At 63.5% G+C, this 26,439-nt stretch carries 19 protein-coding genes and 1 tRNA gene; 11 read left to right on the top strand and 9 right to left on the bottom strand.

Features of this window, described 5'->3' with window-relative positions:
* Positions 1–130: 130 nt before the first annotated feature.
* A complete protein-coding gene (locus IRI77_RS32525; protein ID WP_194449103.1) occupies positions 131–553 on the bottom strand; it encodes a hypothetical protein in 423 nt (140 codons plus the stop codon).
* A 168-nt stretch (positions 554–721) separates the two neighbouring features.
* Between IRI77_RS32525 and IRI77_RS32530 the strand changes: the two genes are divergently transcribed.
* Entirely contained in the window at positions 722–1,450 is a 729-nt protein-coding gene (locus IRI77_RS32530; RefSeq protein WP_194449104.1) for an MSCRAMM family protein, read from the top strand.
* Positions 1,451–1,696: 246 nt separating this feature from the next.
* Positions 1,697–2,113, top strand: coding sequence for a YcxB family protein (locus IRI77_RS38765; RefSeq protein ID WP_407674126.1), 417 nt, complete (start codon positions 1,697–1,699; stop codon positions 2,111–2,113).
* A 163-nt stretch (positions 2,114–2,276) separates the two neighbouring features.
* Here the strand turns inward: IRI77_RS38765 and IRI77_RS32540 are convergent, their stop codons facing one another.
* Positions 2,277–3,131, bottom strand: a complete 855-nt coding sequence (locus IRI77_RS32540) for a DUF4159 domain-containing protein (RefSeq protein ID WP_194449106.1) — start codon at positions 3,129–3,131, stop codon at positions 2,277–2,279.
* A gap of 261 nt (positions 3,132–3,392) precedes the next feature.
* Between IRI77_RS32540 and IRI77_RS32545 the strand changes: the two genes are divergently transcribed.
* On the top strand, positions 3,393–4,025 hold the full coding sequence (locus IRI77_RS32545) for a PEP-CTERM sorting domain-containing protein (protein ID WP_194449107.1): 633 nt from the start codon (positions 3,393–3,395) through the stop codon (positions 4,023–4,025).
* Between the two features lie 365 nt (positions 4,026–4,390).
* Positions 4,391–5,167, top strand: coding sequence for a hypothetical protein (locus IRI77_RS32550; RefSeq protein ID WP_194449108.1), 777 nt, complete (start codon positions 4,391–4,393; stop codon positions 5,165–5,167).
* 147 nt (positions 5,168–5,314) lie between these two features.
* On the opposite strand, the gene IRI77_RS32555 is transcribed toward IRI77_RS32550, so the two are convergent.
* Positions 5,315–6,733 (bottom strand): hypothetical protein, encoded by a 1,419-nt coding sequence (locus IRI77_RS32555; RefSeq protein ID WP_194449109.1) that lies wholly within the window; start codon positions 6,731–6,733, stop codon positions 5,315–5,317.
* Positions 6,734–6,897: 164 nt separating this feature from the next.
* Positions 6,898–8,238, bottom strand: coding sequence for an ankyrin repeat domain-containing protein (locus tag IRI77_RS32560; RefSeq protein ID WP_194449110.1), 1,341 nt, complete (start codon positions 8,236–8,238; stop codon positions 6,898–6,900).
* Between the two features lie 512 nt (positions 8,239–8,750).
* On the opposite strand from IRI77_RS32560, the gene IRI77_RS32565 reads away from it, so the two are divergent.
* The 4 genes from IRI77_RS32565 to IRI77_RS32580 all read left to right on the top strand — a co-directional run bounded on the left by IRI77_RS32565 (position 8,751) and on the right by IRI77_RS32580 (position 15,338).
* Positions 8,751–9,080, top strand: coding sequence for a PadR family transcriptional regulator (locus IRI77_RS32565; protein ID WP_194449111.1), 330 nt, complete (start codon positions 8,751–8,753; stop codon positions 9,078–9,080).
* 2 nt (positions 9,081–9,082) lie between these two features.
* Complete coding sequence (locus IRI77_RS32570) at positions 9,083–11,716, top strand: ADOP family duplicated permease (protein WP_194449112.1); 2,634 nt, start codon at positions 9,083–9,085, stop codon at positions 11,714–11,716.
* 885 nt (positions 11,717–12,601) lie between these two features.
* Entirely contained in the window at positions 12,602–13,033 is a 432-nt protein-coding gene (locus IRI77_RS32575) for a hypothetical protein (protein WP_194449113.1), read from the top strand.
* 451 nt (positions 13,034–13,484) lie between these two features.
* A complete protein-coding gene (locus IRI77_RS32580) occupies positions 13,485–15,338 on the top strand; it encodes a pyrroloquinoline quinone-dependent dehydrogenase (RefSeq protein ID WP_228486439.1) in 1,854 nt (617 codons plus the stop codon).
* Between the two features lie 368 nt (positions 15,339–15,706).
* Here the strand turns inward: IRI77_RS32580 and IRI77_RS32585 are convergent, their stop codons facing one another.
* Entirely contained in the window at positions 15,707–17,830 is a 2,124-nt protein-coding gene (locus IRI77_RS32585) for an acylase (RefSeq protein WP_194449114.1), read from the bottom strand.
* 115 nt (positions 17,831–17,945) lie between these two features.
* Here IRI77_RS32585 and IRI77_RS32590 point away from each other — a divergent pair, with 115 nt between their 5' ends.
* A complete protein-coding gene (locus IRI77_RS32590; protein WP_194449115.1) occupies positions 17,946–19,097 on the top strand; it encodes a gluzincin family metallopeptidase in 1,152 nt (383 codons plus the stop codon).
* Between the two features lie 54 nt (positions 19,098–19,151).
* Positions 19,152–20,333: an MFS transporter gene (locus tag IRI77_RS32595; protein ID WP_194449116.1), complete on the top strand. Its 1,182-nt coding sequence runs from the start codon at positions 19,152–19,154 to the stop codon at positions 20,331–20,333.
* Here IRI77_RS32595 and IRI77_RS32600 read toward each other — a convergent pair.
* The 3 genes from IRI77_RS32600 to IRI77_RS32610 form a co-directional block, all read right to left on the bottom strand.
* Positions 20,311–21,639, bottom strand: a complete 1,329-nt coding sequence (locus IRI77_RS32600; protein WP_194449117.1) for an ATP-binding protein — start codon at positions 21,637–21,639, stop codon at positions 20,311–20,313. The two genes, IRI77_RS32595 and IRI77_RS32600, sit on opposite strands and share 23 nt — an antisense overlap.
* Positions 21,640–21,729: 90 nt before the next feature.
* Positions 21,730–22,407 carry a hypothetical protein gene (locus tag IRI77_RS32605; protein WP_194449118.1) on the bottom strand — a complete coding sequence of 226 codons (678 nt, stop codon included), beginning with the start codon at positions 22,405–22,407 and terminating at the stop codon, positions 21,730–21,732.
* A 47-nt stretch (positions 22,408–22,454) separates the two neighbouring features.
* Positions 22,455–22,547, bottom strand: a tRNA-Ser gene (locus IRI77_RS32610).
* Between the two features lie 51 nt (positions 22,548–22,598).
* On the opposite strand from IRI77_RS32610, the gene IRI77_RS32615 reads away from it, so the two are divergent.
* Positions 22,599–24,089, top strand: coding sequence for an ADP-ribosylglycohydrolase family protein (locus tag IRI77_RS32615; RefSeq protein WP_194449119.1), 1,491 nt, complete (start codon positions 22,599–22,601; stop codon positions 24,087–24,089).
* Here IRI77_RS32615 and IRI77_RS32620 read toward each other — a convergent pair.
* Entirely contained in the window at positions 24,058–26,418 is a 2,361-nt protein-coding gene (locus IRI77_RS32620) for a SpoIIE family protein phosphatase (RefSeq protein WP_194449120.1), read from the bottom strand. The genes IRI77_RS32615 and IRI77_RS32620 overlap by 32 nt on opposite strands.
* Between the last annotated feature and the right edge of the window lie 21 nt (positions 26,419–26,439).

A 26,439-nucleotide genomic window follows, 5' to 3' on the forward strand; every position in this document is an offset into this window, starting at 1 on the left:
ACCCGGCCCACCCCCGCCCAGTCCCAGAGCGTCAGCGACGGGCTACTCGGACCCGCCCCCGTGATCGCCCGCAACCCCGCCATCCCGCCAACCCCGCCCGCCCCCACCCCAAGCCCACCGGGTCCCTCGCCTAATCCGGAACACCCCGTTGCAGCCAGTAGCCAAACGGAATCACCTCGCCGTGGCTCAACTGCAGTTCAAGGTACTTGGCGTATTGCACTCTCGCGATAACCGTCTCCGCCAGCAGGCGAAGCTCTGGCTCCTCGAGTTCGCTGACCGTCTTCGTGCCCGCCAGATAGTCGGTGGACGAACCGGCGTACTGCGCCAACAAGGTGCTGGACCAAGCCTCCATCTCTGGATCCGCGGGTAGCAATTGGCGGGCTTGAAACTCGGCCAAAAGGCGCGCGTAATACCCCTCCGCCTTCTCTCGCTCGACCCGGACATCCCAAGGCATCACCCTCGCCACCGGAGCCAGTGCCCTCTCGTGCAGGCCTTCCACAATCCGCAGGTCGGGACGTGGGAAGTGCTCCAGCGGCTCCGACTGCAGATCCATTCCGACCACCCAGCGAAGAATCCGGAGTTGCTCGCACCAGACGACTATCGAATCCTGGTCCGCACGTGCCGACTCGGTCTGACTCCGCTCTGTTGATACCCGCTCAGCCGCGTTTCCGTAGACACACCTATGATGGATGGTGAAGCTGCAGATCATTTCGGAAACTCGATGTTGAAGGCACTGGTGGCTTTTCTCGTAATGCTCCCAAGCTCGGGATGGGCCTGTTCCCTGGTCGCGTGCATAGACGGCGGCCCAGCGTTTTCTAGCAGCTTCACGGTCCAGCTGAAGTACGAGCGGAAGCCCTTGCGTGGCGGGACAGTGAGAATCATGTCCAACGGCGACCTCAGGTTCTCAGGCGCCACGGACGCTGACGGGACCCTGCGCGTCAGCAAGCTCGCGCCAGGAGAGTACTGGATGGAGGTAGAGTTCCTGGGTATCAATGCCGCCTATCACTGCTTTCACATCGCCCAGGATGTTTCCGTATTTGCAAAGCGGCGTGCCAGCTATGAATGGGGTCGCTTCGGGACCCCCACTCGCAGGGTGGCCGGCACTCTGGTCGATTCTCAGCCAGGAACCGGAGAATCCCCTCTGTGGAACCAGGTCCACAGGGTCAAGCGTCCCATTCGCGGATCGACAGTGATAATTCAGAATCCATTGACTGGGGTGGTGTTGAAGACGAAGTCTGACGCGGACGGTAACTTCGTCTTCGACCCGTTGCGAGACGGTCAGTACGTGTTGCGGGTCGAGGGCGGAGCCAGCAATCGAGATTTCGCCTTCGTCGATATGCTTGTTCACGTCAGCTCGAAGGCTCAGGGCGACAGGCTAATCCTCACGAAGTCTGATGCTGGCGCTGGCACTTGTGGGGGCACCTCAGTTCAAATAGATGCGGTGAACTGAACTCCTGCGGAGCGGCGGTCTCACGTCGCCAAGATCAATCTGATGCGCAGGTGCAATACTCAGGGACATACTGAAGGGCGCCCGAAGAACTGGCATTCTATGCAGGTCCTCCTGCCGCAGGCGCTGCAGTACAATGCAACGAGGCAATAAATGACAAGTCTATCGGTTTGTGGTGCTCCAAATGAATCGGAATTGCGGGAGGCTGCCCGGTACACCACATGGCGGCGATCACATGCGATTAAGTTCATGTTCGGCCTAGGGTGCTTCCTGATCCTAACGGGAATCGCCTCTTTTGCGTTGGGTCAACGCGAGAACGCCGTGGGGGTCACCGTCTTGGGCTCATCCTACGTCGCATTTCTGCTACTATCGCCTCGAATCTCAATCAGAAAGCAGATAAAGTCCACTCCGCATCTCTTCGAGGAAGGAGAGTATGACTTTGACGATAAACAGTTCCAGATCATACGCCCATCGGTACAGTTAGCGATGTCCTGGAACAACGTCCACAGCGCGGTTGAGCTCCAACGCCAGTTCGTAATCTATACGACCAAGACCTGCTTTTTTTCAGTTCCCAAGCGTTTCTTCTCGGATGACCAGCTCAGCTCAGTCCGTGAGCTCCTCACGCAGGTACTGCAGGCGCGAGGCAAGACTTTCCATGCCGCCTGAATAGGAACTGTTGATGTCTCCGGGCAACTCGCCCCTCACGCCGGAAAAACATCTTTGCTGGATCGGATCCTGCTCCCAGGAAATCCTGGAGTTCAAAGCTCTATCCCGTGCTGAGTGCATTCGGTTCGGGATCGCGAATGCCACTTGTCGCCACCCGCCCCCCTCAGTGCGTCATCGCATAAGCAATATAATTAATCCCCAGCCGGATCGCCAGATCCGCGCACCGCTCCGGATACTGCGGCTCATCCGCCCACTCCCACGCATCCCCCACATCCGAGTTATACGAAATCGCCACCATCAGCCGCCCTCGGTCGTCGTAGATCCCCCGCCAGTGCGCACCCTTTCCATCCTCCGGCCCCAGCGCATGAATCGGCCGCTTATAACCCTGCCGCAAGTGCGCCCAGCCCGGCAACTGATATCGCTCGTCCAGGTCATACACCGTGTGGAAAGCCGCGTCCCCATCCTCGATATCCACAATCGGCCGGTCTGGAAATGCCATCTTCATGGTCCGCGCAAAGAGGTCCCATTCATACTGGCCATGCAGGTCGTCGGCCATGAAGAAACCGCCGCGCAACAGGTATTCCCGCAACACCAGCGCCTCTTTCTGGGTCAGACCCCACTCCCCCACCTGCACGGCATAAATCCACGGCCAGTTGTAGACGTCGTTCGAATCCAGGTCCACCACCTGCTCGACCGACCGCGTATGAATCCGCGTCAACCGCCGCACAGCAAGCGAAAAATGCCGGTCCGCCCGCGGGTAGTCCTGCGTCCACAGCGACAGCCCCAGTCGGTAGTCGCCCTGGTAGCGCGGGTAGTACCCGTCGTCCACCCCGCCGCCGGGAAACATCAGCCGGGCAAACGCAAACTCCGTCTTCTCCTGGTGGTCGGCAGGTAGCGGAATCTCTCCGGGACTATACTCAACACCGGGAAACTCACGAAACGGCCGTTGGAAGGCGCAAAGCGAGGCAATCACGGCAAGACCGGAAACAGCGGCCCGGACTGGCTTGGTCCACTCCATCCCTCTCCGTTCCACAGCACAAGGACTCTGCCCCCTCCTGATTCGTGCCGCACGCCCATCGACGCCCATCTTTCGGATCGGGCGGGACGAGCCGGCGCCGGCGGCCCCCATTCCGCCGCGGACCGGCACTGCCCGGACCGATCCTCACCCCAGTTGGACCCTTGCCCCATAAATAAACTGTTGCAAGCACGAGGTTGCAATGAGTGTTCCGTGTATACTCGACTGATCCCCTGGGGATGAAAAAGAGGAGGAGATCCAATTTTGAAAGCTGTATTTCTGTTGGCAACCCTGGTTGTCCCTGGCTTGAGCTACGGAGCAACTCTGAACGCCGCCTCTGTGGCGAATAACGGAGCTGGCGGCATTTTCATGGCGATCACTGCCGCAGGTTCCGCGATCACAGTGACGAGCTTCGATCTGTTCTTTGATGGAGCGGCACCGGGTACATCTCCGGTGGAGGTTTACACACGACCCGGTACATATACTGGGTTTGAAAATAGCAACGCAGGCTGGACCCTGACACAGACGGTGGTCGCCAACACGCCGGGCACGACGGCGACTTTGGCCCCACTGACGCTGACAACCGGGATTACGATCGGGGCGGGACAGACTCTGGCGGTGTATTTGCAATCGACCAGCTTTCTAAACGGGATCTACTACAACGGGAATTTCCAGGCACCGCCGACGACGACCTGGAGCAATGTGGATTTGAGCCTGTTTAGTGACACAGCGATGATCGGCGATGTCGCGTTCAGTGGCAGTTTATTCACGTCGCGGACGTTGGCGGGCAACGTGAACTACTCGCTGGGCACGGCGGCGGTTCCGGAGCCAGGCACGGTTTCCCTGTTGGGCTTGGGCTTCGCGGGTTTGGTTTGGCTGCGGCGCAGGCGGGCCTAGTAATACCGGCGGGCGGGGGGCTCAGGCCCCCCATTCGCGCCGCCCCATCGACGCCGATCGTCCGGCTGTGCGGGGCCCATCGGCTCATGCACCGCTCCTTCCGATTTCGAGCCGGCGCTGTACGGACCGGCTGATTCCTCTCCTCTCCTCCCCTCTCTACTCCACGGCACATGGAACGGCCAAAGCCATCTGCGGCGGAAGGCCCGCCGCCCCACTTCCGCCCAGGCTGGCCAGGTAGTGCGACGGCGCCCACCCGGCCATTGCAGGCAAACCGCGAGCGGAGTGGCAAATCCTTGAAAATTGATCGCCAAAAAGGCGCGGTAGACTCCACGAATCGGCAGCACCGTGCGTCTTATGGGTTAGCCATGAGACTGCCTGTACTCGCCTGCGTCTGCCTGACCTGCTCGTTCGCCCAGAATGGCGGGGAACCGCCGCAACTGCTGCAACTGGTGAGGCGCGCGGGCGGCGACGCGCGGCCAATGCGGCCCTATGCGGAACTGCAGGCGCCGCTGAACGTGTGGGGACTGACAACCCTGACCGGCGTCTCCGAGGCTTGGGCGCTGGAAGCCCACGACTCCTTTGCCAGCATCGAGGAGTTGGACAAACGCCTGAATCCGGTGGACGGGCCGCGCGCGGGCAACGGCGACAGCGGGTTTGTCGCCGACGAGATTTTAGGGCCCAGCAAGGCGATGGTGGCGATCTATCGTCCGGACGCCAGTTACCGGCCGGACCAGGCTTTAAAAGCTCTGGCGCGGGCGCGCTATGTGCACATCACCATTTACCGCATGCGGCCCGGGATGGAGAACGGATTTGCGACGGTGGCCGGATACCGGCGCAATGCGTTCGACACGATGAACCTGGACCGCCCCGATATGGCCTATCAGGTGCTGGCCGGGGCGCCCTCGGGGACCTTCCTGCTCTTGGCGCCGATGGCTTCGCTACGAATCCTGGATGAAGGGCTATCGCGGCGTGAGGCGAGCGGGCGCGGGGTCGACAGTCCTGCCGCCAAGACGGTCTCGGAGACGATGCTCGTGCGCGAGCAGCGGCTCCTGCGCGTGGAGCCGGCCATGAGTTGGGTGTCAGATGAATTTGCGGCGCCGGATCTGGATTTCTGGCGAATGCGCTCCAGCCCCAAACAGTAGTGGCCCGGCTGCGGGCGCACAATCCGGTCCCATCTGTGTGGTTGCCCGCGAACTCGGCCATACTTGCTTCTCTCCACCAAGGGAATCACTTGGCATTCGCTATCAGATGAAGCCCCCAAACGTCCTACATTGGCGCGAGAGAGGAGTTTATCGGCTTATCTTCACCACTTCAAAGGCTGCTCCGCCGATGCCGAAATTGTGGGGACTAGAGGAATAGGCCAAATACTCGTTGCCGAGAAAGGCGGCCTTCACCCAGCATCGGCGAGGAAAGTACTTCCGAAACAACTCTTCGCCCGTGACAGCGTCCAGGACCACTGCTGACGATTCGATTGCACTGCCCGGGTAATCTCCATCCGTGCCGATAGCGATGAGACGCCCGTTGGGGCTGAGGTCCACCGAGTTGATTTGAGTCCCGCTCTCGACGCGGTGCCGGCCACTTCCTTGGGGTAAGTGCCATTCAACCATATTGCAGACGGGCAACCCGTACCAACCGATCCAGCCGCCTTGACGTAGCAAAACGCGCTGGACGACACTCTCAGGATCCTCCGGGTTTCCGATTGCAATCGGGCCGAGTCGCAACGCACCGTCGAAGCCCACAACCACCGCATCTCGATACCCCTTTCGAGCAACGATTACTGACCTTGCATCCGTGTCAATCCCGAGCAACCAGAATCGGTCCGGACTGAACTCCTTCGAATTGATACTCAACATCTCGCCAGTACGCATGTCTTTGAGGGCCACCTGTGCTGGGCCGCTCGAAGGTGACTCAATCATCCAGCCAACCCACTCACCATTTGCGGAAAGAGCCGGCCGCGAGGCGTCCGCGCCGTGTGGGGGTGAGATCAAGCGAGGGGTGGAGTTCGGTGCTGGCACGTACCACCACTCCTTGAAGTTCGGTGCCATACCCTCCCCAGGATCGCGGACAAATATCGCTGCCCCGCCTGTTGCGCCATAGAACTGGGTCTCCGAAACCTGTCTGATGCTGAGTCCGGCTTCGCGAACACTGCAGCCAGGCATGCTAAGGACTGCGAAGGTATGATCACGGCGATGCCGAACCCACACTTGGCCGTAAGTGGTCAATGAGCCGTAAGGTGGTATGTACAGGAATGGAGCTATTTCAAAGTTGGCGACATGACATTCTTCCTCCCACGCTGCCCGTTCCGGAGCAGGTCGATGCAGCCGTGTGAATGCTGGCTCAGCGACTCGAAACGACATCAGAAGAATCGACTGGCAGGCAACCGCGATGACAATGGGACTGGTGAGACTCAGTACTGCGATGCCTAAGACTGCAGTCCGGAACTGGCGGCGGAGAAGTTGGTGCACGACCAAGGCGGCGGAGACCTGCGTTGCCAGGATTACGCCGAGCACCGCTGGCAGAAGCAACCCTTCGAATCCTCCCGGCACTTCGATGAGGAATGAGCGCCGTCCCTCCGCAAAAGGATCGAGGCCTCCGAAATCGTATATCAGCTGAATGATGAAAGGCCGCCGGTGGGTAATCGGCGGCACTAAGTAAATCAGAAACGAAAACAGAACAGCGGCGGACCAACGCAAACCACCTGAGGTCATCGTCCGGATCCTGTTCGCTGGTCAGATGAAGGCATCGCCAATCGAGTATTCTGACACCGCCGCGATCGCTCAGGTGCCTCAACCCCATTCGATTGTCGGAGGCAAGGGCTAAGTGCTCCGATCAACGCAGTAGCAACGAATCCCCCAAACCTTTCGGCAGGGCCTCATCGCCCCCACGCCCCCAGCAACCGCACCATCTCCCCCCGCCGATGATGCCGGGCCCAATCCGCCGCCGTCCCCCGATAATCCAGATCCCGCACGCCCACATCCGCCCCGTTCTCCAACAAAAACCGCACCACCACCTCCCCATACCGCTCCATCGTCGCCATCCGGTGCAGCACCGTCACCCGGGAATCCAACCCCGGCACAATCGCATTGATCTCCGCGCCCTGCCCCAGCAAATACTCAGCCGCCTCCAGTCGGTTATTCACGCAGGCAAAGTACAGCGCCTGGCTCAGCACGTTCGCCCGAGTCCGCTCACACTGGAACGGTGACAGGCCTTTCAGCTTCCGCTCCAGCCCATACGGATCCGCCAGCGCACCCGCCCCCGGCTTCAACGATCCATCCGCCTCGAACCAGCCGCGCACCACATCCATCCGGCCCAGCCCCGCCCCAAATCGCAAGTCGAGTCGAGCCCCTCGCGCCGCCAGCAATTCAGCCACCTCCTGGAACGCAAAGTGCATCGCGTACCCCATCGGCAGCCCATCCCCATCCACGCCATCCACCTGGGCGCCGCCATCCAGCAGCGCCTCCACCACGCGCAGCACGCCGAAGCTGACCGCCGACGTCAACGGCTGCCCGCCATCCACCTCGACCTCCGCACCAGACGCAATCAGGGCCCGCGTCAGCTCGTACTCGTTCCCTCGCCGGTTCGTCCCGCGGAACACCGCTTCGGAAACACAGAACAGCGGAATCGAATCGTTAGGAGGTGGCTGCGGAGCCGCGAAGCCCGCCACCCAATGCCGGTTCGCCGCCGCCGGATCCGAACGCAGGATCTCCTGTAGCTGAGCGAGATCCCCGCTCCGCACCGCGGCAATCGCCGCCCGCACATCCGGATCCAGATGCAGATAGCTGTCGTACTTCTCCCAGTACGCGTACCCCTCCGCATTGGCCACCAGCAGCCGAGCGTCCCGGTGGGACAGCGAGGCCGCCCGCGGATCATAATTCTCGAAGCGTTCCCGGGCGTGCGCCGGCTGCAGCAGCCGCAGCTTGACCTGCGCGTCTCCAGCCGCAAACTCGGCCTGCAGTTGCGAAACCCGCGCCTCGACCTCGGTCTGCAATTCGACGTGCTGCTTCAGCTTGGGCCAGCTCGAAAACCCATACTCCCGGGCGATCACCAATTGAGCGTCGCTCAGCGTCGCCGCCTCCAGTCCGCCGCCCTGGGGATGCTGCTCGTGAAACCGCGCCAGGGCCTCCGGCGTGCCGCCGCGAAATTCCTTCAGCAGGTCCTTGGCCTGGTGTTTCAGTTGAATCAGGCTCGGTTGAGCCGGGAGAGATCTCTGCATAAACGAACGTCCTTTCGCTATGCCTGATGTCCGCTAGTGCAGGCCGAAAGAAAGTTCGTATCGGTCTCGAACGCCAACGAGTGGACTCAGTCCTTTCCGCGGACAGGAGGCGCCTCGCACGCCTTGACCCGAAGATAACATCCAGGCCCCCAAGCTGCAAACCCAACCCGCCCCCCAACGGAGCCGCCCCCAAACGGAGCCGCGAACATGAGTGAGCGGATAGCCACCAAAAGGCTCCAACGACCCCACCCGGGCGACCCAGTGTCGGCGCGTCTTCAACGCAGGCGTCCCCACTCGCTCGAAGCGCACACAATCCAATCACCGCCCCTTCGACAGAAGACTGCATGCCCGTCGATCGGCCGGCGCGCCATTCGGCCTCACCACGGTCCTTTTCGTTCTTCGTCAGCAGCGGAACTCACCAGGGGGCGAAGTCGGCCACCTGGCAAAGCGATGCTTCACAATCCTGCAAACGTATGCGATACTCAGACGTCTCAATATCGAGCGTCAAACCCATGGCTAAACCCGACTCCTTGCAGGGCTCCCTCGATCTCCTGGTTCTCAAGATTCTGTCGAGGCGGCCGCACCTCCACGGCTACGCCATTATGTCGGCCATCAGGGAATTCTCCGGTGAGGTGCTACGCGCCGACGAGGGTTCTCTCTATCCCGCCCTCCATCGTATGGAAGAGAACCAGTGGATTCGTGCCGAATGGACCACAAAGGAGACCGGGCACCGCGCGCGCATCTACGAGGTCACCGCCGCGGGGGAGAAACAGTTGGCCCTTGAGGAATCACGTTGGCACACAGTGATCTCAGCGGTGAATCGAGTATTGAGGACGGTGTAATCATGTCGTTGTGGTCTCGCATCTCCAATGTGTTCCGGACGGAAAGGCTTCACCGGGACATCGACGAAGAGTTGCAATCGCACATCGCGGAGGCACTTCGGGAAGGCCGGGATCCTGAAGAGGCTCGCCGCGCGTTCGGGTCGGTGCTCTCTCACAGGGAGTCGAGCCGCGATGTCCGGCTCCTTCCTTGGCTCGATTCGCTGTGCGCTGATGCCGTTTTCGGTTGGCGGCAACTCCTCAAGCGCAAGGTAACCTCGGCTGCCGCAATTCTCTCTCTCGCTCTTGCCATTGGGTCCTGCTCCGCTGCTTTCCGCCTCATGGATGCGTTGCTATGGAGGCCACTGCCGGTCGCTGCGCCGGAAAGGCTCTACGCCATATCCCGGGAACTCGCCGGCCGCGAGGGCAAGGATTCTACCAGCGACCGCTGTGCCTACCCGATGTTCCGGCAAATGCGGAGAGCTGTGAAAGACCAGGCCGATTTGATCGCTGTGTCGACCAGCGGTCGCATCGACATCACCTATGGGTCGGATGAAGAGACCGAGAAGGCCTATCAGCAATATGTCTCTGGGTGGATCTTCCAGTCGTTTGGTATCCGCGCAGCCGTTGGACGGCTCCTGACGGAAAACGACGATCTCACTCCTCGGGCACACCCCTACGCGGTTCTCTCTTTCGAATATTGGACGCGGCGCTTCGGAGCGGATCCGGCCGTAGTAGGGCGGACCTTTCGCGCGGGCAATGAGTTTTATCAGATTGTCGGAGTGGCCGAGGGACCTTTCACTGGCACTGAGCCGGGCATCGTCACGGACATCTTTGTGCCCACAATGATGATGAAGAACAATGCGATCGTCCGTTCGGACTACGAGTGGTTTCGGACCTTCGTCCACCTGAAGCCGGGCGTCCCTTTGGCGTTGGTCCAGGAGAAACTCCGTCCGCCCTTTCGGGCGTTCCTGGAAGAGCGGGCAGCGGCCTCCGCCGGAGTGCCCGAACAGGAAAAGAACGCCTACCTCAACCAGGCATTGGTACTGAACTCCGCCGCCGCCGGGGTTTCCGGATTGCAGCAGGGGTACGGGAAAGCTCTCCTGGTCCTCGGTGTGCTCGTTTTGCTCGTGCTTCTCATCTCTTGCGCGAATGTGGCCAATCTGATGACCGCACAGGCAATGGCGCGCCATCGCGAAATGGCCCTGCGGGTTGCCATCGGTGCCGGGCGTGGGCGGTTGGTGCAGTTGGTTGTGATGGAATGCCTCTGGCTTGCACTCTTTGCCGCGGTCTTCGGCGCCTGCTTCGCCTCGTGGGCCGCGCCTGTCGTGGCGGGCATGATCAGCACACCGGATAATCCGGTTCGCCTGATACTGCCCGCGGACTGGCGGGTGGTCGGATTCGGTGCGGCCCTGGCTCTCACGTGCACTCTGCTCTTTGGCCTCTACCCGGCTTTCCGCGCTTCCGCGGTCAAGCCTGCATTCGCCCTGCGAGGTGGCAGTGCACAACTCCGGCCTCGCATGATGCAGATGTTGATCGCCTCCCAGGTGGCTTTCTGTGTGCTCGTGCTTTTCGGGGCTGGACTCTTCCTTGTCACTTCCGAACGCCTCACTCATCAGCAAACCGGCTTCTCACAAGAACGCCTCCTCACCGTGGAGACGGTAACATCGCAGCCCCAACCATACATGGTCTGGAATCAGGTCGCCGCGCAACTCCGGACTGTGCCTGGTGTCGAAGCGGTCGCATTGTGTGAATGGCCGCTCATGACTGGCGGCGTTTGGGACGGACTCATCTCCGTCAATAAAGCCCCTCCCTCACCGGTTGCCTCTTACTTCCTCAGAGTCGACCCCGGCTGGCGGAAACTCATGCACATCCCGTTGCTCGCGGGACGGGATTTTCGCGAAGACGACTTTCTGTCTGGGGCGGCGGTGGTCAACCAGGCATTCGCCCGCCAGTATTTCGGTGGCCGGGACCCCGTCGGAAACTCCTTCGATGTCGTCGCTGTCGAGGGGCTCCGCGTCCCTTACCGGATCGTGGGTCTGATCGGCAATACCCGCTATCGAGATATGCGTGAGGCCATGCAGCCGGCGGCTTATTTCCCGTTCAGCGGCAACTATGGCCGGGCTTCGTTTATCCTCCGCACCTCCAGTCAAAACCCGATGACAATGGCAACGGCCCTGCGGCTCGCCGTGCAGCGAGCGCGAGCCGGATTTCGCGTCAGCAATCTGCGGACACAGACAGCTCTGGTCGAACAGCATCTGGTCCGCGAACGGCTACTCTCTCTGCTGGCGTTGTTCTTTGGCCTGGTTGCTTTGGTGCTGGCGGGTGTTGGCCTCTACGGCGTTCTCGACTATTCGGTAATCCAGCGTCGTCGTGAACTCGGCATCCGTATTGCCATTGGGGCTCATTCCGTCGATATCGCGCAATGCGTCATCCAGGACGTCTTCCGGGCCGTGGCGGGGGGAGCCCTGCTGGGCCTGGCCCTGGGGATCATCTCTGCAAGGTTCGTCGAGGCCTTGCTCTTCGAGGTCAAGCCCACGGATCTGGGTGCGCTCGCGCCGCCAGCAATCATCATCTCCGCCGTGGCGCTCTTCGCCGCGCTGCCGGCGATCATCCGGGCAGTCCGCATCGATCCCATGGCCATGCTGCGATCCGATTAGGAGACGCACGCCTCTTCATGCCAGGAGAGCGGACGAATTCACAGGATGCAGGCCCGGGCAGGGCGGCGGACCCGTGGTGCGCCTACAGCACGCGAATCCTTCCATGAAAGGAATCTGCGTGTACCACCGCCCTGCCTGGCTTCTCTTCGATTGGCGGCATCCATGCGCAGGTCGGCGCGAGCCGATGCATTCCACGATGGACGAGCCCCCGATACGCCCGCACCAAAGCCCCAAGCCGCCCAGCCACCCAGGAGCAGGAGATCAAACGGACCCAAACGCCACCGAATCACCAGGGCCCGCCGATCCGCCAAAGCGGCCGAAGCCGAAATAGCACCGCGAACGTGAGGGTTTGTGAAAACATCCCGCTTCGCCAAAACGGTCAAAAATGCACGCGAGAATGGCCTCGCCAAAGGCTCTGGGCGCGATCGCAGCGGGTCGCCCAATGGTTTCCGTGCCCCCTGCATGGGGCTTGATTGCGCGTTTTTGATTTCTTCACAGACCCGTGAGTGAGCGGATAGCCACCAAAAGGCCCCACTCAGACAGTCTCAAGACCCATTGCGAACACGTCTTCAACCTAGCGGGCCACGGCTCAGGCCGCGGCAGCAACCGCATCCCCCCCAGCGGCACACACCCAGCCACCGAGGCCGCGGCCCAAGCAGACTCCCCAGACGCAACCCCACCCCAGCCCATACAGAGCCATCGGAATCACTTCCCGGAAGCCCTCCGCCCGCAGACCCACCCGGAAAAACCACAAAATGCCGCATAAGCAAATCTTCATCACGCGCAAATCGGAAAAATGATCTGCCATCAAATCAACAACTTAATATCACCAGCCACCCCGTCCGCTTGGTCCCCCAGGACTATGCTGGTTGCGGAGAAACAGCAATGGATCAGTTCTGCAAAAGTCCGGACCGCACGGGAACGCCAGTTGGAAGCGCTGGCCGCCCGACCGGGCATGTCGCCGCGCCGCCCGCGCCCTCAGCCCCGGCCATCCCCGGTGTGTTCAACCTGACGGACGGCACCGCGCTAGCCCTGCGCCTGGAATTCCTGCAAAAGGAGATCCGAGCCTCCGAGCGCCGCGAGTCCGCAATCTTTGCCAATCAGCGGCAACGGGACTGGCGGGATTTCGGGCCAGGCACGCCAGTCCTGACTCTGGAGCAACGCAACCGCCGGGCGTGGCTCCTCTTCCCAAGGGAAGACCGTCTGCTCATCACCCGTCTCCGCCGGCGCCGGTACCGCCAGCAGCGGGCCAGCGCCCAGTTGGAATCTCATCTGGCCGCCGGTCCGCCCGCGACCAATCCAGAGGCCGCCAATTAGGAAGCCCCGCCATGTCCCAACCCGCCCCCGCAGCATCCCCCTGGGCATTGCCCAGGCCCCGCCGCAACACCAACCAAACCCGCCCATCAGCAAAATCTGAGCGAACAAACCCATTCGAGCAGTCTGCCCCGACACCGCCATCGGCCCCGCCAGCATCCCCGTGGGCATTGCCCAGGGCCCGCCGCAACCCAACCCGCCGCATCGGAATATTCCGTCGGAAGACTCCTGCGGTGGCGTCTCCGGCTCGTGCGAAGAAACCTGCGGCAAACACCCTACTACACCGAGCATTGGACCGCAGGTCCGTGGAACCACCAACAAAACCCGCACACCAGCAGAATTTGAGCAATCAAACCCATCCACCTCCACCCGGCCCCGCCCCGACCACGATAAGATACCCCCATACCTCCGGCGGCCTTGGTCCCGCCGGCCATCCCACTCTGGAGATCCGCTGTTGCTCTCTCTTTTCCTTCGCGGAGCCCTGCTCCTCTCGCTCCCGCTCCTCGCCCAGACCCACAGCACCTGGCGTGACTACGGCGGAGCCCCCGACGCCGCCCAGTACTCCGATCTCAAGCAGATCGACCGCGCCAACGTCGCCAAACTCAAGCCCGCCTGGACCTACAAGACCGGCGACGGCAGCAAGTACTTCTTCAACCCCCTCATCGCCGACGGCCGCATGTACGTCATGGCCAAGAAGAACTGCATCGTCGCCCTCGACCCCGTCAACGGCGCCGAACTCTGGACCTACACCCCCGAACCCGACACCAAAATCATCACCAACCGCGGCCTCAACTACTGGGAGAGCAAAGACCGCTCCGACCGCCGCCTCCTCTTCGCCAGCAACCACCGCCTCCGCGCCATCGATGCCCGCACCGGCCAGCCCATCGACACCTTCGGCACCCACGGCAGCGTCGATCTCAAACAAGGACTCGGCCGCGACCCCGAATCGCTCGCCCTCGTCCAGTCCACCACCCCGGGCCGCGTCTTCGAGGACCTCCTCATCCTCGGCTCCGCCACCAACCAGGGCTACGGTTCCGCCCCCGGCGACATCCGCGCCTTCGATGTCCGCACCGGCAAGCTCGTCTGGACCTTCCACACCATCCCCCACCCCGGCGAGGCCGGCTACGAGACCTGGCCCAAGGAAGCCTGGAAAACCGTCGGCGGAGCCAACGTCTGGGGCGAGATGTCCCTCGATGTCCGGCGCGGCATCCTCTACGCCCCCACCGCCAGCGCCAAATACAACTTCTATGGAGCCGACCGCGCCGGCGCCAACCTCTTCGGCGACTGCCTCCTCGCCCTCGACGCCCGCACCGGCAAACGCCTCTGGCACTTCCAGATGGTCCACCACGACATCTGGGACTACGACGACGCCACCGCGCCCAAGCTCCTCACCATCCACCACAACGGCAAGATCGTCGACATCGTCGCCCAGGTCACCAAACAGGGTTTCGTCTGGGTCTTCAACCGCGTCACCGGAGAGCCCATCTGGCCCATCGAGGAGCGCCCCGTCCCCCAGACCGACATGACCGGCGAGACCACCTGGCCCACCCAGCCCTTCCCCACCAAGCCGCCGCCCTTCTCGCGCCAGAAGTTCACCGTCGACGACCTCAGTCCCTACCTCACCCCCGAAGACCGAGCTAAGTTCAAGGACGAGATCCTCAGCGCCCGCAACGAAGGCCTCTTCACCCCGCCCGGCAAGCGCAACACCATCCAGATGCCCGGCAACAACGGCGGAGCCAACTGGAGCGGAGCCGCCGTCAACCCGTCGCAAGGCCTTCTCTACGTCGTCTCCAAGGACCTCCCCGCCATGCTCAAACTGGAGCCCAAGGGCGAACCGCGCAAGGCGCCTACCCCCGAAGCGGAGATGGTCCGCTACTACAGCGGCTTCGGCTTCATGCTCGACAGCCAGGGCCTCTCGCCCATCAAACCGCCATGGTCGTCGCTGACCGCCTACGACTTGAACGAAGGCACCATCAAGTGGAAGATCCCGCTGGGCGAGGTGCCCGAACTTGCGGCCAAGGGCATCCACGACACCGGCTCGCACTACCCCAAGGTAGGCCCCGTAGTGACCGCCGGAGGCCTCATCTTCGCGGGCACAAGGGACAAGAAGGTGCACGCCCTGGATGTCGACAACGGCAAGATCTTGTGGGAAGCCGAAGTAGGAGCCGCCCTGGAAGGCATGGCCGCGGTCTACGAAGCCGAAGGCCGCGAGTACGTAGTCTTCTGTGCCGCAGCCCAGGAGGGCCTGACGCCCGCAACCCAAAAGCCCATCCAAGGCAGCTACGTAGCCTTCGCCCTACCCAAATAACAGCACCACCCAGTCCGCCCAGTGAGAGGCCAACCTCTCGATAGGAGGGCGGACCCCCTGGTCGGCGCGGGGTCCCCCGACCCCGCCCTCGATCCCGCCCAAGCCCCACCCCGCAAACCCCCAAGTGGGACGGCGGACCCCCAGGTCCGCGCGGGGTCCCCCGACCCCGCCCCCGAAAAGCAGGGGAAGCCGCAAATTGAGCCGCGAACGTGAGTGAGCGGATAGCCACCGAAAGGCTCCCCTCAGGCAGGATCGCGACTCCTTGCCCGTCCGTCTTCAACGGGGCAGACGCCCGGCCCCCACGGCAGCCACACCCACCCCGTACCGAACCACAAGCGTCACCGCGGGGTCCCCCTCCGCGGCATCATTCATCTCCGAGGACCCCGGCCAGCCTGGAACCGCTCCCGGCTCTCCAGGTTCGCCTCAATCTCCTTCCGGCTCCGCCAGGCCGTCCGCAGCTCCTTCCGGGCCAGATACGGCAGTTGGTCCGTCTGGTGCCGGCTCCCCGGCTGCGACGAGTTCCCATACGACAGCAGCACCTTCGCATGGGCCGCCGGCTTCGTGAACTCGACCGCCGCCACATACGTCTCCCCATGCGTCTGCGTCCGGACCCCGTCCCGCAGCGGCCCGAACGTAATCACCCGGAAGATCCCCAGATTCCCGAAGCCCCCGTTCGCCGGCTGGTCCACCCCGGCCCACTGGATCCGCATCACCTGCCCCCACGGCACATCCAGCGCGCCGAAGTTCTTCAGGGTCTCCGCCGCGGCCTCATCCAACTGCGCCGCCGCCTTCCTGGGGTCCTTCAACCCCGAAGGCGTCGTCAGCGGCGACTTCAGGTCATACGGCACCGCGAACCCCGCCTGCGACCCCATCGCCGGCCCCATGAACCGCGTCGCCCACGCGGCAAACAGCACGGCCCCGCGACTCTCCGGCTGGGCCTGCCGGTCCCACTTCGTCAGCACGGCAGCAGCCTGCCTGGCCCGTTCCGGCCCATACTCCTCCGCGGCCTTCACCAGCTCAGGCAGGATCCGGTCGGCCAGCTCCGCCCGGGTCGAGTGCTTCTGCTCCACAAACCGGTCGAACGTAAACCGGGGCTCCTCGCTCAGCATGTGCAGCGACCGCTCCGCCCGGAAGCTGGTATTCACCGGAGCCGTATACGCCGGGTACTTCGCCGGATCCAGCGAGTTCGGCCAGGCCGCATTCCACGGCGGATCGTTGGTGTTGTGGACATAGCCCGAAGCCGGATCAACCACCTGCGGCAGCTCCTCATAAGCGTGGTACGAGGTCCACAGCGTCTCCGAAGTATCGCCCGGGACGACGCCCGCCCAGTAGCGCAGGTCCCCTTTCGAGCGCTTCGGCAGCAGGCCGTTGAACAGGTACTCGATGTGGCCGTCCCGGTCGGCATAGAGGATGTTGAACGTCGGCACCTGCAGGCGCTTCAGGGCCGTCTCGTACTCCGCGAAGTTGTGCGCCGTGGCCATCTGCCAGTACTGCTCCAGCAGGAACGGCCGGTCGAGCCCGGCCACGCGCAAAGCAACAGGCCCCGAAGGATCCTGCCGGATCACCGGCCCGTGCACGGTGCTGTAAGTCGTCAGCGGCTCCACCCGGAATCGCCCGTCCGGCTGCCGGACCTTCAGCTCGTGCGAGCTCCTCTCAAAGGCCTTCACCTGGCCGTCGAAGAGATACCCGTCGCCCTGGGCCTTGATGGCATACAGGTCCGCCGCATCGATGGAGTTGACCGTCTGGTTGAAGCCCACATAGTCGCTGAACACGAAGCGCAACACGGGGAAGCCCACCTGGCTTGCTCCATACAGGTCGATGCCGGGCGCCGTGAGATGGATCTCGTAATAGGTGCTCCAGTCGCCCCACGGCAGGTGCGGATTGCCCAGCAGCAGCGCGTGGCCCGCCGCCGTCCGCTTCGGAGCAATGGCCCATCCGTTCGACCCCACCGCCTCCGGAGTGTCGAGAAAGTGGGCGGCTGCCTCCTGCGGAGCGATCGGCCCGGCCAGCCGTGGCGAGGCGATATAGGTGAAGTGGACGATCCGGTGCACGTGCTGCAGCGGGTCCAGCGCGGTCACCGGCAGCACCCGCCTGGCCTCCTCCGACAGCGCTTCGGGATGCCGCGCGGCGTAGTCGTTGATCCCTTTGGCAAACGCCTCCAGATACCCGCGAAACTGCGGAGTCTGCTGCGCCAGCCACTGCGCGGAACGCTGGGGCACGCTGTTCGTCCACACCCACCGGTCGTTGGCGAGCCCGGCGGGTCCGAAGTACTCAGCGGCGCGCCCGCGCGATTCGCCATACAGCTTCAGCAGCAGGTTCCCATGGCTCTGGGCTTGGGCATACCCGTAGCAGTAGAAGAGATCCGGGGTGTTCTTCGCGTAGACATGGGCCACGCCAAAGCGGTCCCACAGGATTTCAGTGCCCTTCGCCGGAGAAGCGGCCCAGGCGAAGACACCGGCGAACAGGCCGAGCAGGGCGGCGCGCCATTGCATTGAGGGGGGAGACTCCTTCGCATGCGGCGGAGACATTGCCGCTCTGGCGACGGAGCCACGATCCAGGATAACCCGGGTCTGGACGCGCGAAGCCGTTCCGCCGATAGAGAGAGCGGTGCTGCCCCTCCTCGCCCTTCTGCTGCTCGCCAGCGACCCCGTGGTGCACGGCGGCGGAGCCGTCCTGCGTTCCGCGTGCTCGACGGACGCCGATACCGTCGCGCGGTTGGCCGAAGGCACGGCGGTGCAGGTGCGGTTCTCCATCTCGGGCGACGCCGGCACCTGCTACAAGGTGACCAGCGCATGGCAGGCCGGCTACGTCCTGGCGTCCGAGTTGGAAGGCTTGGAATCCTACCGCGCCGGACTGCGCAATGCCTCGGAGCTGGAACTGCCGAAGATGCTGCGGGCCGAGACGGCACGTTTGAAGGAAGAGGCAGGCGAACGGCCCGGAGCCAATGAGGTGCTCGCGCTGATCGAGTCGAACCAGCCGCGGCTGGCCCTGCGGAAGATGGAGTCCGCGCTCCAGCGGGACGGCCGCAAGGACCCTCTCACTCTCGCGTTGGCCGGCCTGGCCGCCTATCGCAGCGATGAACCGCGCCTCGCGCTGGAGTATTGGACGGAGTCGCAGGCCCTCGCGCCCAACGCGTCGGTCGACGCCCTGATGAGCAAGGCGCGCGCCGAACTGGCCGGCGATACTAGCCGCAACAAGCTGCGCGGCTACCGCTTCGTCCTGCGCTACAACAGCGACGAGATCGCCGAAAGCACCGCGGCGGAGGTGCTCTCGGCGGCCAACGACGAGTACGCGCGGCTGGACGCGGCGCTGGGCTGCGAACTGAAGGAGCAGATCCCCCTCGTGCTCCAGAACCAGCAGGCCTACCGTGCAACGACCGGAGCCGAAGAGTGGAGCGGCGGGCAGTTCGACGGCCGCATCCGCGTAGTGCTGTTCCGGCAGGCATTCCAGCGCGAAGCCCGCCAGGCGGTGACGCACGAGCTGGTGCACGCCTGCCTGACGGCGCGCGGCCGCTTCCCGCACTGGTTCCACGAAGGCATGGCGATGCGCTGGTCGGGCGAACGGCCCGCAGCGGCGGACGTGGCGTCGGTGGAGGGATTGCGGACTCCGCCCGCGCTCGGCGCGTCTCCGGATCAGGCACGCATCTTCTACACCTGGTCGTGGGTAGCCGTAGACCGCATGTACCGCCGCATGGGCGAACAGGGCGTCCGAGACGCACTCCGGAACCCGGCTTCCGTCACGGCATCAATGGGCAACTGATATACTGCCCGCTTTGTGACTTCCAACGCCAAGCGCATTCCATCCCACTGGCCCATGCTTCTGTTGCTGGCCGTGTCCGTGTTGATCAACTACATGGACCGGGGCAACCTGGGCATCGCCGCTCCGCAACTGACGAAGGAGCTCGGTCTGCGGGATTCGCAGATGGGCTTCCTGCTCGCCGCCTTCTTCTGGACCTACGCACTTTTCCAGATTGTGGCCGGCTGGTTGGTCGACCGCTACGATGTCGCGCGCGTCTATGCGCTGGGCTTCCTCGTGTGGTCGGCCGCCACACTGGCCATGGGCATGGTGACCGGTTTCGCGGCGCTGGTGGCGTTCCGCTTGCTTCTCGGCATCGGCGAGTCCGTGGCGTATCCGGCGTATTCCAAGATCCTGTCAAAGGGCTTCAAGGAAGAAGAGCGCGGACTGGCCAACGGCATCATCGACGCGGCGACAAAGTTCGGTCCCGCGGTGGGCGTGCTGCTGGGCGGCTGGATGATCGGGATCTACGGCTGGCGCTGGTTCTTTATCCTGACCGGCGGTCTGAGTCTCGCCTGGCTCGTGCCGTGGCTCTACTATTCACCGCGCGACACCACCGCCGGACAACAGAAGCAGGAAGGGCCTGGCTGGTTGGACCTCGTGGCCAGCCGCTCCGCCTGGGCGACCTTCATTGGACTCTTCTGCTTCAACTACAACTGGTACCTGCTGCTGACCTGGCTGCCGTCGTTCCTCATCCGCGAGCGCCACTTCACCATGGGCATGATGTCCATCTACAACGCCTTCCCGCTCTGCGTCACGGCTGTTTGCACCATCACGGCGGGCTGGATCTCCGACCGCATGATCGCCAAAGGCGCGGAGGTGGTGCCGCTGCGCCGCAACTTCATGATCGCGGGCCTGCTGCTGACGGCCATCATGCTGCCGTTCGCGACCGTGCCGTCGCACATCCTGTCGATGACGTTCCTGGTGCTGGCGTTCTGCGGTTTGGGCCTCTACACGTCGAACTGCTGGGCGCTGTCGCAGAATCTGGCGGGAGCGGGTGCTTCCGGCAAATGGACAGGTTTACAGAACGCGGTAGGGAATCTGGGCGGCGTGGTGGCGCCGGTTGTCACCGGCTATCTCGTCGAACGTACGGGTACGTTCCTGGCGGCGTTTCTCACGTCGTCCGCCGTGCTGCTCGCCGGCGTCCTCATCTACATGTTTATGCTGCAGGTTCCGCCTAAGTCTCGTACTCTTCGCTGATGAAGGTCATGTCGAAGGCGTGCGATAGGACGTCGAAGGTCAGCTTGTAGGGCTTGCGTTCGAAGCGGATCAGGTCGATGGCGTGCGTGATTACATCGCGCGCCTGGCAGCGCCGGAACCGCTTGCCGCTGCGCATGTACTTCTTGTCGATGTACTCCTCGATCGTCGGGTCGTCGCATTCGATCTTCTGGCTCTCGCAGAAGCGCTTGAAGATCTTGATGAACTCAGTGACCTCTGGAGACCGCACGAACATCTTGTACTGAATGCGGCGCAGGAACGCCTCGTCGCCCAACTGCTCCGGCCGCAGGTTCGTCGAGAAAACCAGGAAGCATTCGAACGGGACCTGAGCCTTGCCGCCAGTGCGGAAGGTGAGAAAGTCGATGCGCCGTTCCATCGGCACAATCCAGCGGTTCAGCACTTCCGCCGGTGTTACCTTCTGGCGGCCGAAGTCGTCGATGAGATAGATGCCGTTGTTGGCCTTGAGCTGGAACGGGGCGTCGTAGATCTTTGAAGCGGGATTGAAGCTCAGGTCGAGCATCTCGAGCGCGAGTTCGCCGCCCGACATGATGAACGGACGCTTGCAGCGAAACCATCGACCATCGAAATCCAGGTCGCGATGGAAGGCGCTGACTTCGAAATTGTCCTCGTCCAGCCGGGTGTGATAATTCGGATCGAAAAGCTGAATGATCTGGCCCTGGTACTCAATGGCGAACGGAACGTAGATGGGGTCCGACTCGATGTTGAACAGGCCCTCCGCCAGGTAGGTCTTGCCGTTGCCGGGCTGGCCATAGATCAGGAACGACTTGCCCGCATTCACCGCCGGGCCCAGGTGGCTCATCGTCGCCTCGTTCACGACCATGTGCTTGAAGGCGTTGGTCAGCATGTCCTTGCTGAGCCAGTCCGCGCGGTTGCGCTGCATCTTGACGCCGACTGTGTACTGCTCCAGCGGCACGGGAATCCGGCCGACATAGGAGTTGGACTCCATGTACTCGCGGGTGAGTTCGCGCGCGGCTTCCGTCAGGGCGAAGGTCGAGCTGATGTCGCCGATGCCCAGGCTGCTTTTAGCCATCAGCAGGTGCTGGCGCTTCATCGCCTCGATCAGGGGGCCGATGACGCTGAAATTCAGGCCCATCGAGCTGGCGAGCAGGCGGCCCGAAGAATCCCCCCGGAAGTAGAGGGTCTTCAGGATCATCTGCTCGACCATCGACTGCGAGAGACCCAGGTCATCCATGGTCTCGGGCACCGGCGGCACGAATTTGATCTCTTCCGCGTCGGCGGTCAGTGGAAGTACGGAATCGACACTCACCCCCGTCCTATCGGCTGGACCGGGAATCGGCTTGAGAGGAGTCTTCGACTTTGCTTCGCTATTTCGGAAGATTTAGCGGAGGCGCGCCGGTTATTCGCCCGTAATAGACAGCCCGAGATGACGATCGGCCAGCAGTGTGGGGATCCGGCGCAGGGCCAGGACGCCCAGGACGGCGAGCACCGGGCCGATGGCGCACAGCAGGAGGGGGAGCTGTTCGCCGGTCAGGAGCTTGGCCGAGGACGTCCGCCAGGCCGCGGGGAGGAATCTCGAACCGATCAGCATCAGCAGCACGACAAAGAAGAAGCCCATGCGCATCAGGTCGCGGGCGGCCTTGGCCGTAAAGACCTGGACGGAGACCAGGGCGGCCAGGCAGGCGCTGAGCCAGGCGACGCAGACGGTGAACAGCGCCAGGGCGGCGAGCATGCCCGAGGGCGGCAATACCATCCGGTCGCGGAACGAGGCGAGGGCGGCAAACGCCGTGCCCAGAATGAGCACCCAGCACAGCCAGCCGTACAAGGCGCCGCCGAAGGTGATCCCGCGGATGGTGGCCAGGTCATCCTGGCCCACTACGCCTCCGGCGACGAAGTTGGAAGCGAAGAGGATCGCGATCGCGGTGTAAGGCAGGATGATCGCCGGGTCGAGGAACATAAACCCGAACTTCCAGGGAATGAGGGTCCCGGCGGCCGCGAGACCGGCAAGCATGAGTAGGCCGCGAACTCCGCCAACCAATTGCCACAGCATCGACTTCGATTCTACCTGGAGGGGCATGGGAATCGCATGGGCAGTTGTGCCCGGGGCAGATGTGGAAGTGGAACTGGCGGAGAGGGAGAGATTCGAACTCTCGGTAGAGCTTTACACCCTACGACGGTTTAGCAAACCGCTGCTTTCGACCACTCAGCCACCTCTCCGCGAAGTGTGTGGGCTGGTCTTTCCGCATAGTAGCATGGATCCAGGCTTGTATGCGCGCTGTCCTCCTTCTGTTCCTCTCTTGTTCGCTGTATGCCCAATCCGTGGAAGACCGCACACGGGCGGCATTTACGGCCCAGATCCTGGGGGCGAACATGGGTTTCCCCTTCGAGCACAAGCCCGCCTCGGTGCAGTGGATCTCCGACCTGCCGGCCACATTCCGCGGACCTGCTCCGGTGGACGATGACTACTACTACGAGATAGTCGCTTTGCGGGCGTTCGAGAAGTATGGCCCGCGGCTGACGATCCAGCAGTTGGGCGCGCAGTGGAAGGAAGACAATGCGGGGTCGTGGGGCTCCTCCGAGCAGGCCAGGCTGCTGATGCAGCGGGGGATTCAGCCTCCGGATACGGGCCACCCGCGGTACAACCGTCTGTGGTTCACCATCGGGCCCCAGTTTTCCGCGGACATCTACGGGATGCTGGCTCCGGGGAATCCGGCGCTGGCGGCACGGTTGGCGCGGTACTACGGCCGGATCAACGGCTGGGCGGAGGCTGTAGAGGGGGGCGTGTTTGTGGCGGCGATGGTCTCCCTGGCCTATTCGGAGACGGATCCGAAGCAGGTTGTGGAGAAGGCGGCGGGGTTCATTGATCCGCGCTCGCCATACCGGAAGGCCCTGGACCACTTTCTGGCGATGGCCAAGGCGGGCCGGAATCCACGAGAGATCGCGAACGAGTTGGAAGAGCGCTGGCACATTGAGTATCCGGCCACGAACAACGCCGTGGCCAATGGCGCGCTGGTGGCGCTGAGCGTCTATTTCGGGGAAGGCGACTTCCTGAAGACGGTCAACCTGGCCGTTGCGGCGGCCGATTTCACCGATGCCGACTGCAATGCGGCCAGCGCCGGAGCCGTGGTGGGCGCCCTGCGCGGCATGAAGGGGCTGCCTCCGCTGCTGGTGGAGAAGCTGCTGAACCGGGTCGCCGGCAACAAGATGGGCCCGTTGACCTTCGATCCGCCGGTGGACGAGCGGATTTCCGGGATCGCGCTTAGAATCATGAACATCGCGCGGCAACCGCTCGCCGTGCCGGAGGTCAAGCCGGAGCTCTTCAGCCTGGAGGATCTGACGCGTTATTGGGATCCGCGCTGGCAGTTGGAGCGGGCCGGTTTTGGGGGCGCGGGCGGCGGGCTGGGTGGAATTCGAGGAATCACTTACCTGGACAACGATGTCCTGGTGACGTGGCCGAGGGATGAGGTTCGAGGGGTAGTGCTTTCCACGACGGCCGACCTGCGGGGCGGCAAGGTGATGAAGCTGGAGGTCGGGGCGGAGGAGAACCGGGCCTGGCGGCTGGAGATCTATGCCAACAACCAGCGGCTGTTGAGCAAGCTGATCGAGGGTCCGGCGATGCAGACGGTCACCCAGGCTCTGCCCGCCGGCGGCCCGAAGACGGTGATCCGGCTGTTCCAGCACACGCTGGTGGGCGACAAGCTGCCATCGTCGGCGCACTGGCGGAAGATCACGATTGGACCCGCAGCGCCATCACGGTGATGTCGTCGTGCTGTTCGGCTCCGGCGGCGAAGGTGTCGACCTGCTGGATGATCCTGTCGAGGATTGAGGCCGGCGCCAGCGCGGCTGCCGCCTGAAGCGAAGCCTGCCAGCGTTCGTCTCCGAACTCCTCGCGGTCCGGGTTGTGCGCTTCCGTCACGCCATCCGTGCAGACGGCCACCAGGTCGCCGGATTGGAGCTGGAGGTCGCCGCAGGAGTAGCGGGCCGTGCGGGTGAGTCCCAGGGCGAGGCCGCGGACGCCGGCCTTTTCGGTCGCGCCCGAGGAACGCAGCACCAGGGCATCGCCGTGGCCGGCGCTGGAGTGGCGCAGGATGCGGGTTTGGGGGTCGTAGACGGCGCACCAGAGAGTCGCAAAGCGGTTGCGCGGGGTGGCGTCGAAGACGAGCCGGTTCAGATGGCCCATGATCTCGCCGAGGTCGTTGACGCCGCCGGCGCAGAGGCCGCGCAGGGAGGCCTGCAGGCTGGCCATGAGCAGAGCGGCGGGCACGCCTTTGCCGCAGATATCGCCGAGGGCGACGATGAGGCGGCCTTCCGAGGTGAGGAAGAAGTCGTAGTAGTCGCCTCCGATGGACTGGGCGGGGCGGCAGCGGCCGGCATAGTCCAGGCCGGCGACGACCGGGGGATGGTGGGGGAAGAGGCGCTCCTGGACCTCGCGGGCGATCTCGAGTTCGCGGTGGATGCGCTCGCGCTGGGCGGCCTCGCTGGCGACCGCGGAGGTGAGGCGGGCGTTCTCGAGTGCTAGGGCCGTCTGGGACGCGACGGTCTGGAGCAGGCGGCGGTCGCTGCCGGAGTAGGGCTCCTCGCTCAGTTTTGGCCCCAGAACGAGGTGGCCGAGTTGGGTGGCTCCGGCGGTGAGGGGGAAGGCGATTTCGTGGGTTGGGCCGGGTCCATTGGCGGTAATCTCCACGCGAGGGACGTGCAGCGATTCGGAGATGCGCCGGCAGACGCGCTGTTTCAGTTCTATCGGATCGGTAATGCTGCGGACCTCCTCGCCGAGTTTCACGAGGACCTGCTCGGTTTCGACCTGTTCGCGAAAGAAGCGGCGGTCGATCCACTGCGCGGCTTTGCCGGAGCCCCGCTGGAGGAGGATGATGGCGGTCGCGCACAATGCGATGGCCTGGAGCCGCATGGGCCTGTGCGTCTTGGGGTCGTTGAGCGTCTCGAACGTAAAGTAGACGATGCCCATGATCAGGAAGCCGAGCAGGATGCGCATGGCGCGCTGGGCCAGGGCGTACTGCAGGCCCTGGCGCAGTACGACACGCACATCCATCGCCTTCTCCACCACCAGGACGTAGGCCAGGGTGGCGGGAAAGAGGAAGAGCATCAGAACCACGGCCGCCAGGACGACCGGGTTGATGGAGCCTACGGACACGTGAGCGATGGAGGTGTAGACGATGAGCGCGAAGATGGGGCTGAGGCTGACGTTGGCGCCCCAGAACAGGAGCTTGAGGCGGCGGCGGGCATCGGGGTCGGGCTCAGAGTAGCGCTTGAGCTGGAGGCACATGAAGAAGATGCCGATGGCCACGAAGCCCAGGAGGTTGACGACGGAACCGGCGTTTTCGACGAGCGCCTGAAGACCGGGCGGAACAGGGCGGCTGGAATGCTCCCAGGCCCGCAGGAGTGAATTGACCAGGGCGAACAGGAAGATGGGCAGGCCCAGCGCCCAGCGGGTCCAGGCGACCTTGCGGGGCTTTCTGGAGGGATCGGGGAAGTAGAGGCCGAACAGCAGCATCCAGAGGGGCCAACTGCGTTGGAGAAAAGTGGAATACCAGACGCCGAGTGCTCGAAACGGCTGGGGCCAGCCGTCGGCCAGGTTGCCGGCGCTGGATTCCAGATTGCAGAAACTGAGCATCATGGCGAGGACGAGCCAGGCGAGCGGGTCAGTGGGCCGCATGATGACCACGAAGAGACCCAGGGCGAGGCAGAACCAGCGGGTGACGAACTCCATGAACAGCGACATGAGCTGTTCGGACCTGGAGCGGGCGGCGCCGACGGCCGGCGCGAGGGTGATGGCGGCCTCCTGAGGGGACTGGCCAGGGTGTGAGTAGGTGACGCGCAGCGACGCGCCGGACGGAACGGTGCGCAGGTACTCATCCACCTGGGTCCGCTGCCGCAGGGGGCGGCCATTCAGGGCCAGGATCGTATCGCCTTCGCGGATGCCGGCCTGGGCGGCGGGCAGCGCGGCCTCGGCTACCTGTAGTGTGCCGGAACGGAAGTCAAACGGCCTGGCGGGTCCGCCGAATTGAAAGTGGGCGGAGTCAACGGTCTGGGCTAACTGATAGGAGAGCGTGGCGATTACCACCAATCGCACGGCCCTGCCTGCAAATGACAT

Source organism: Paludibaculum fermentans, assembly GCF_015277775.1.
GTDB lineage: Bacteria > Acidobacteriota > Terriglobia > Bryobacterales > Bryobacteraceae > Paludibaculum > Paludibaculum fermentans.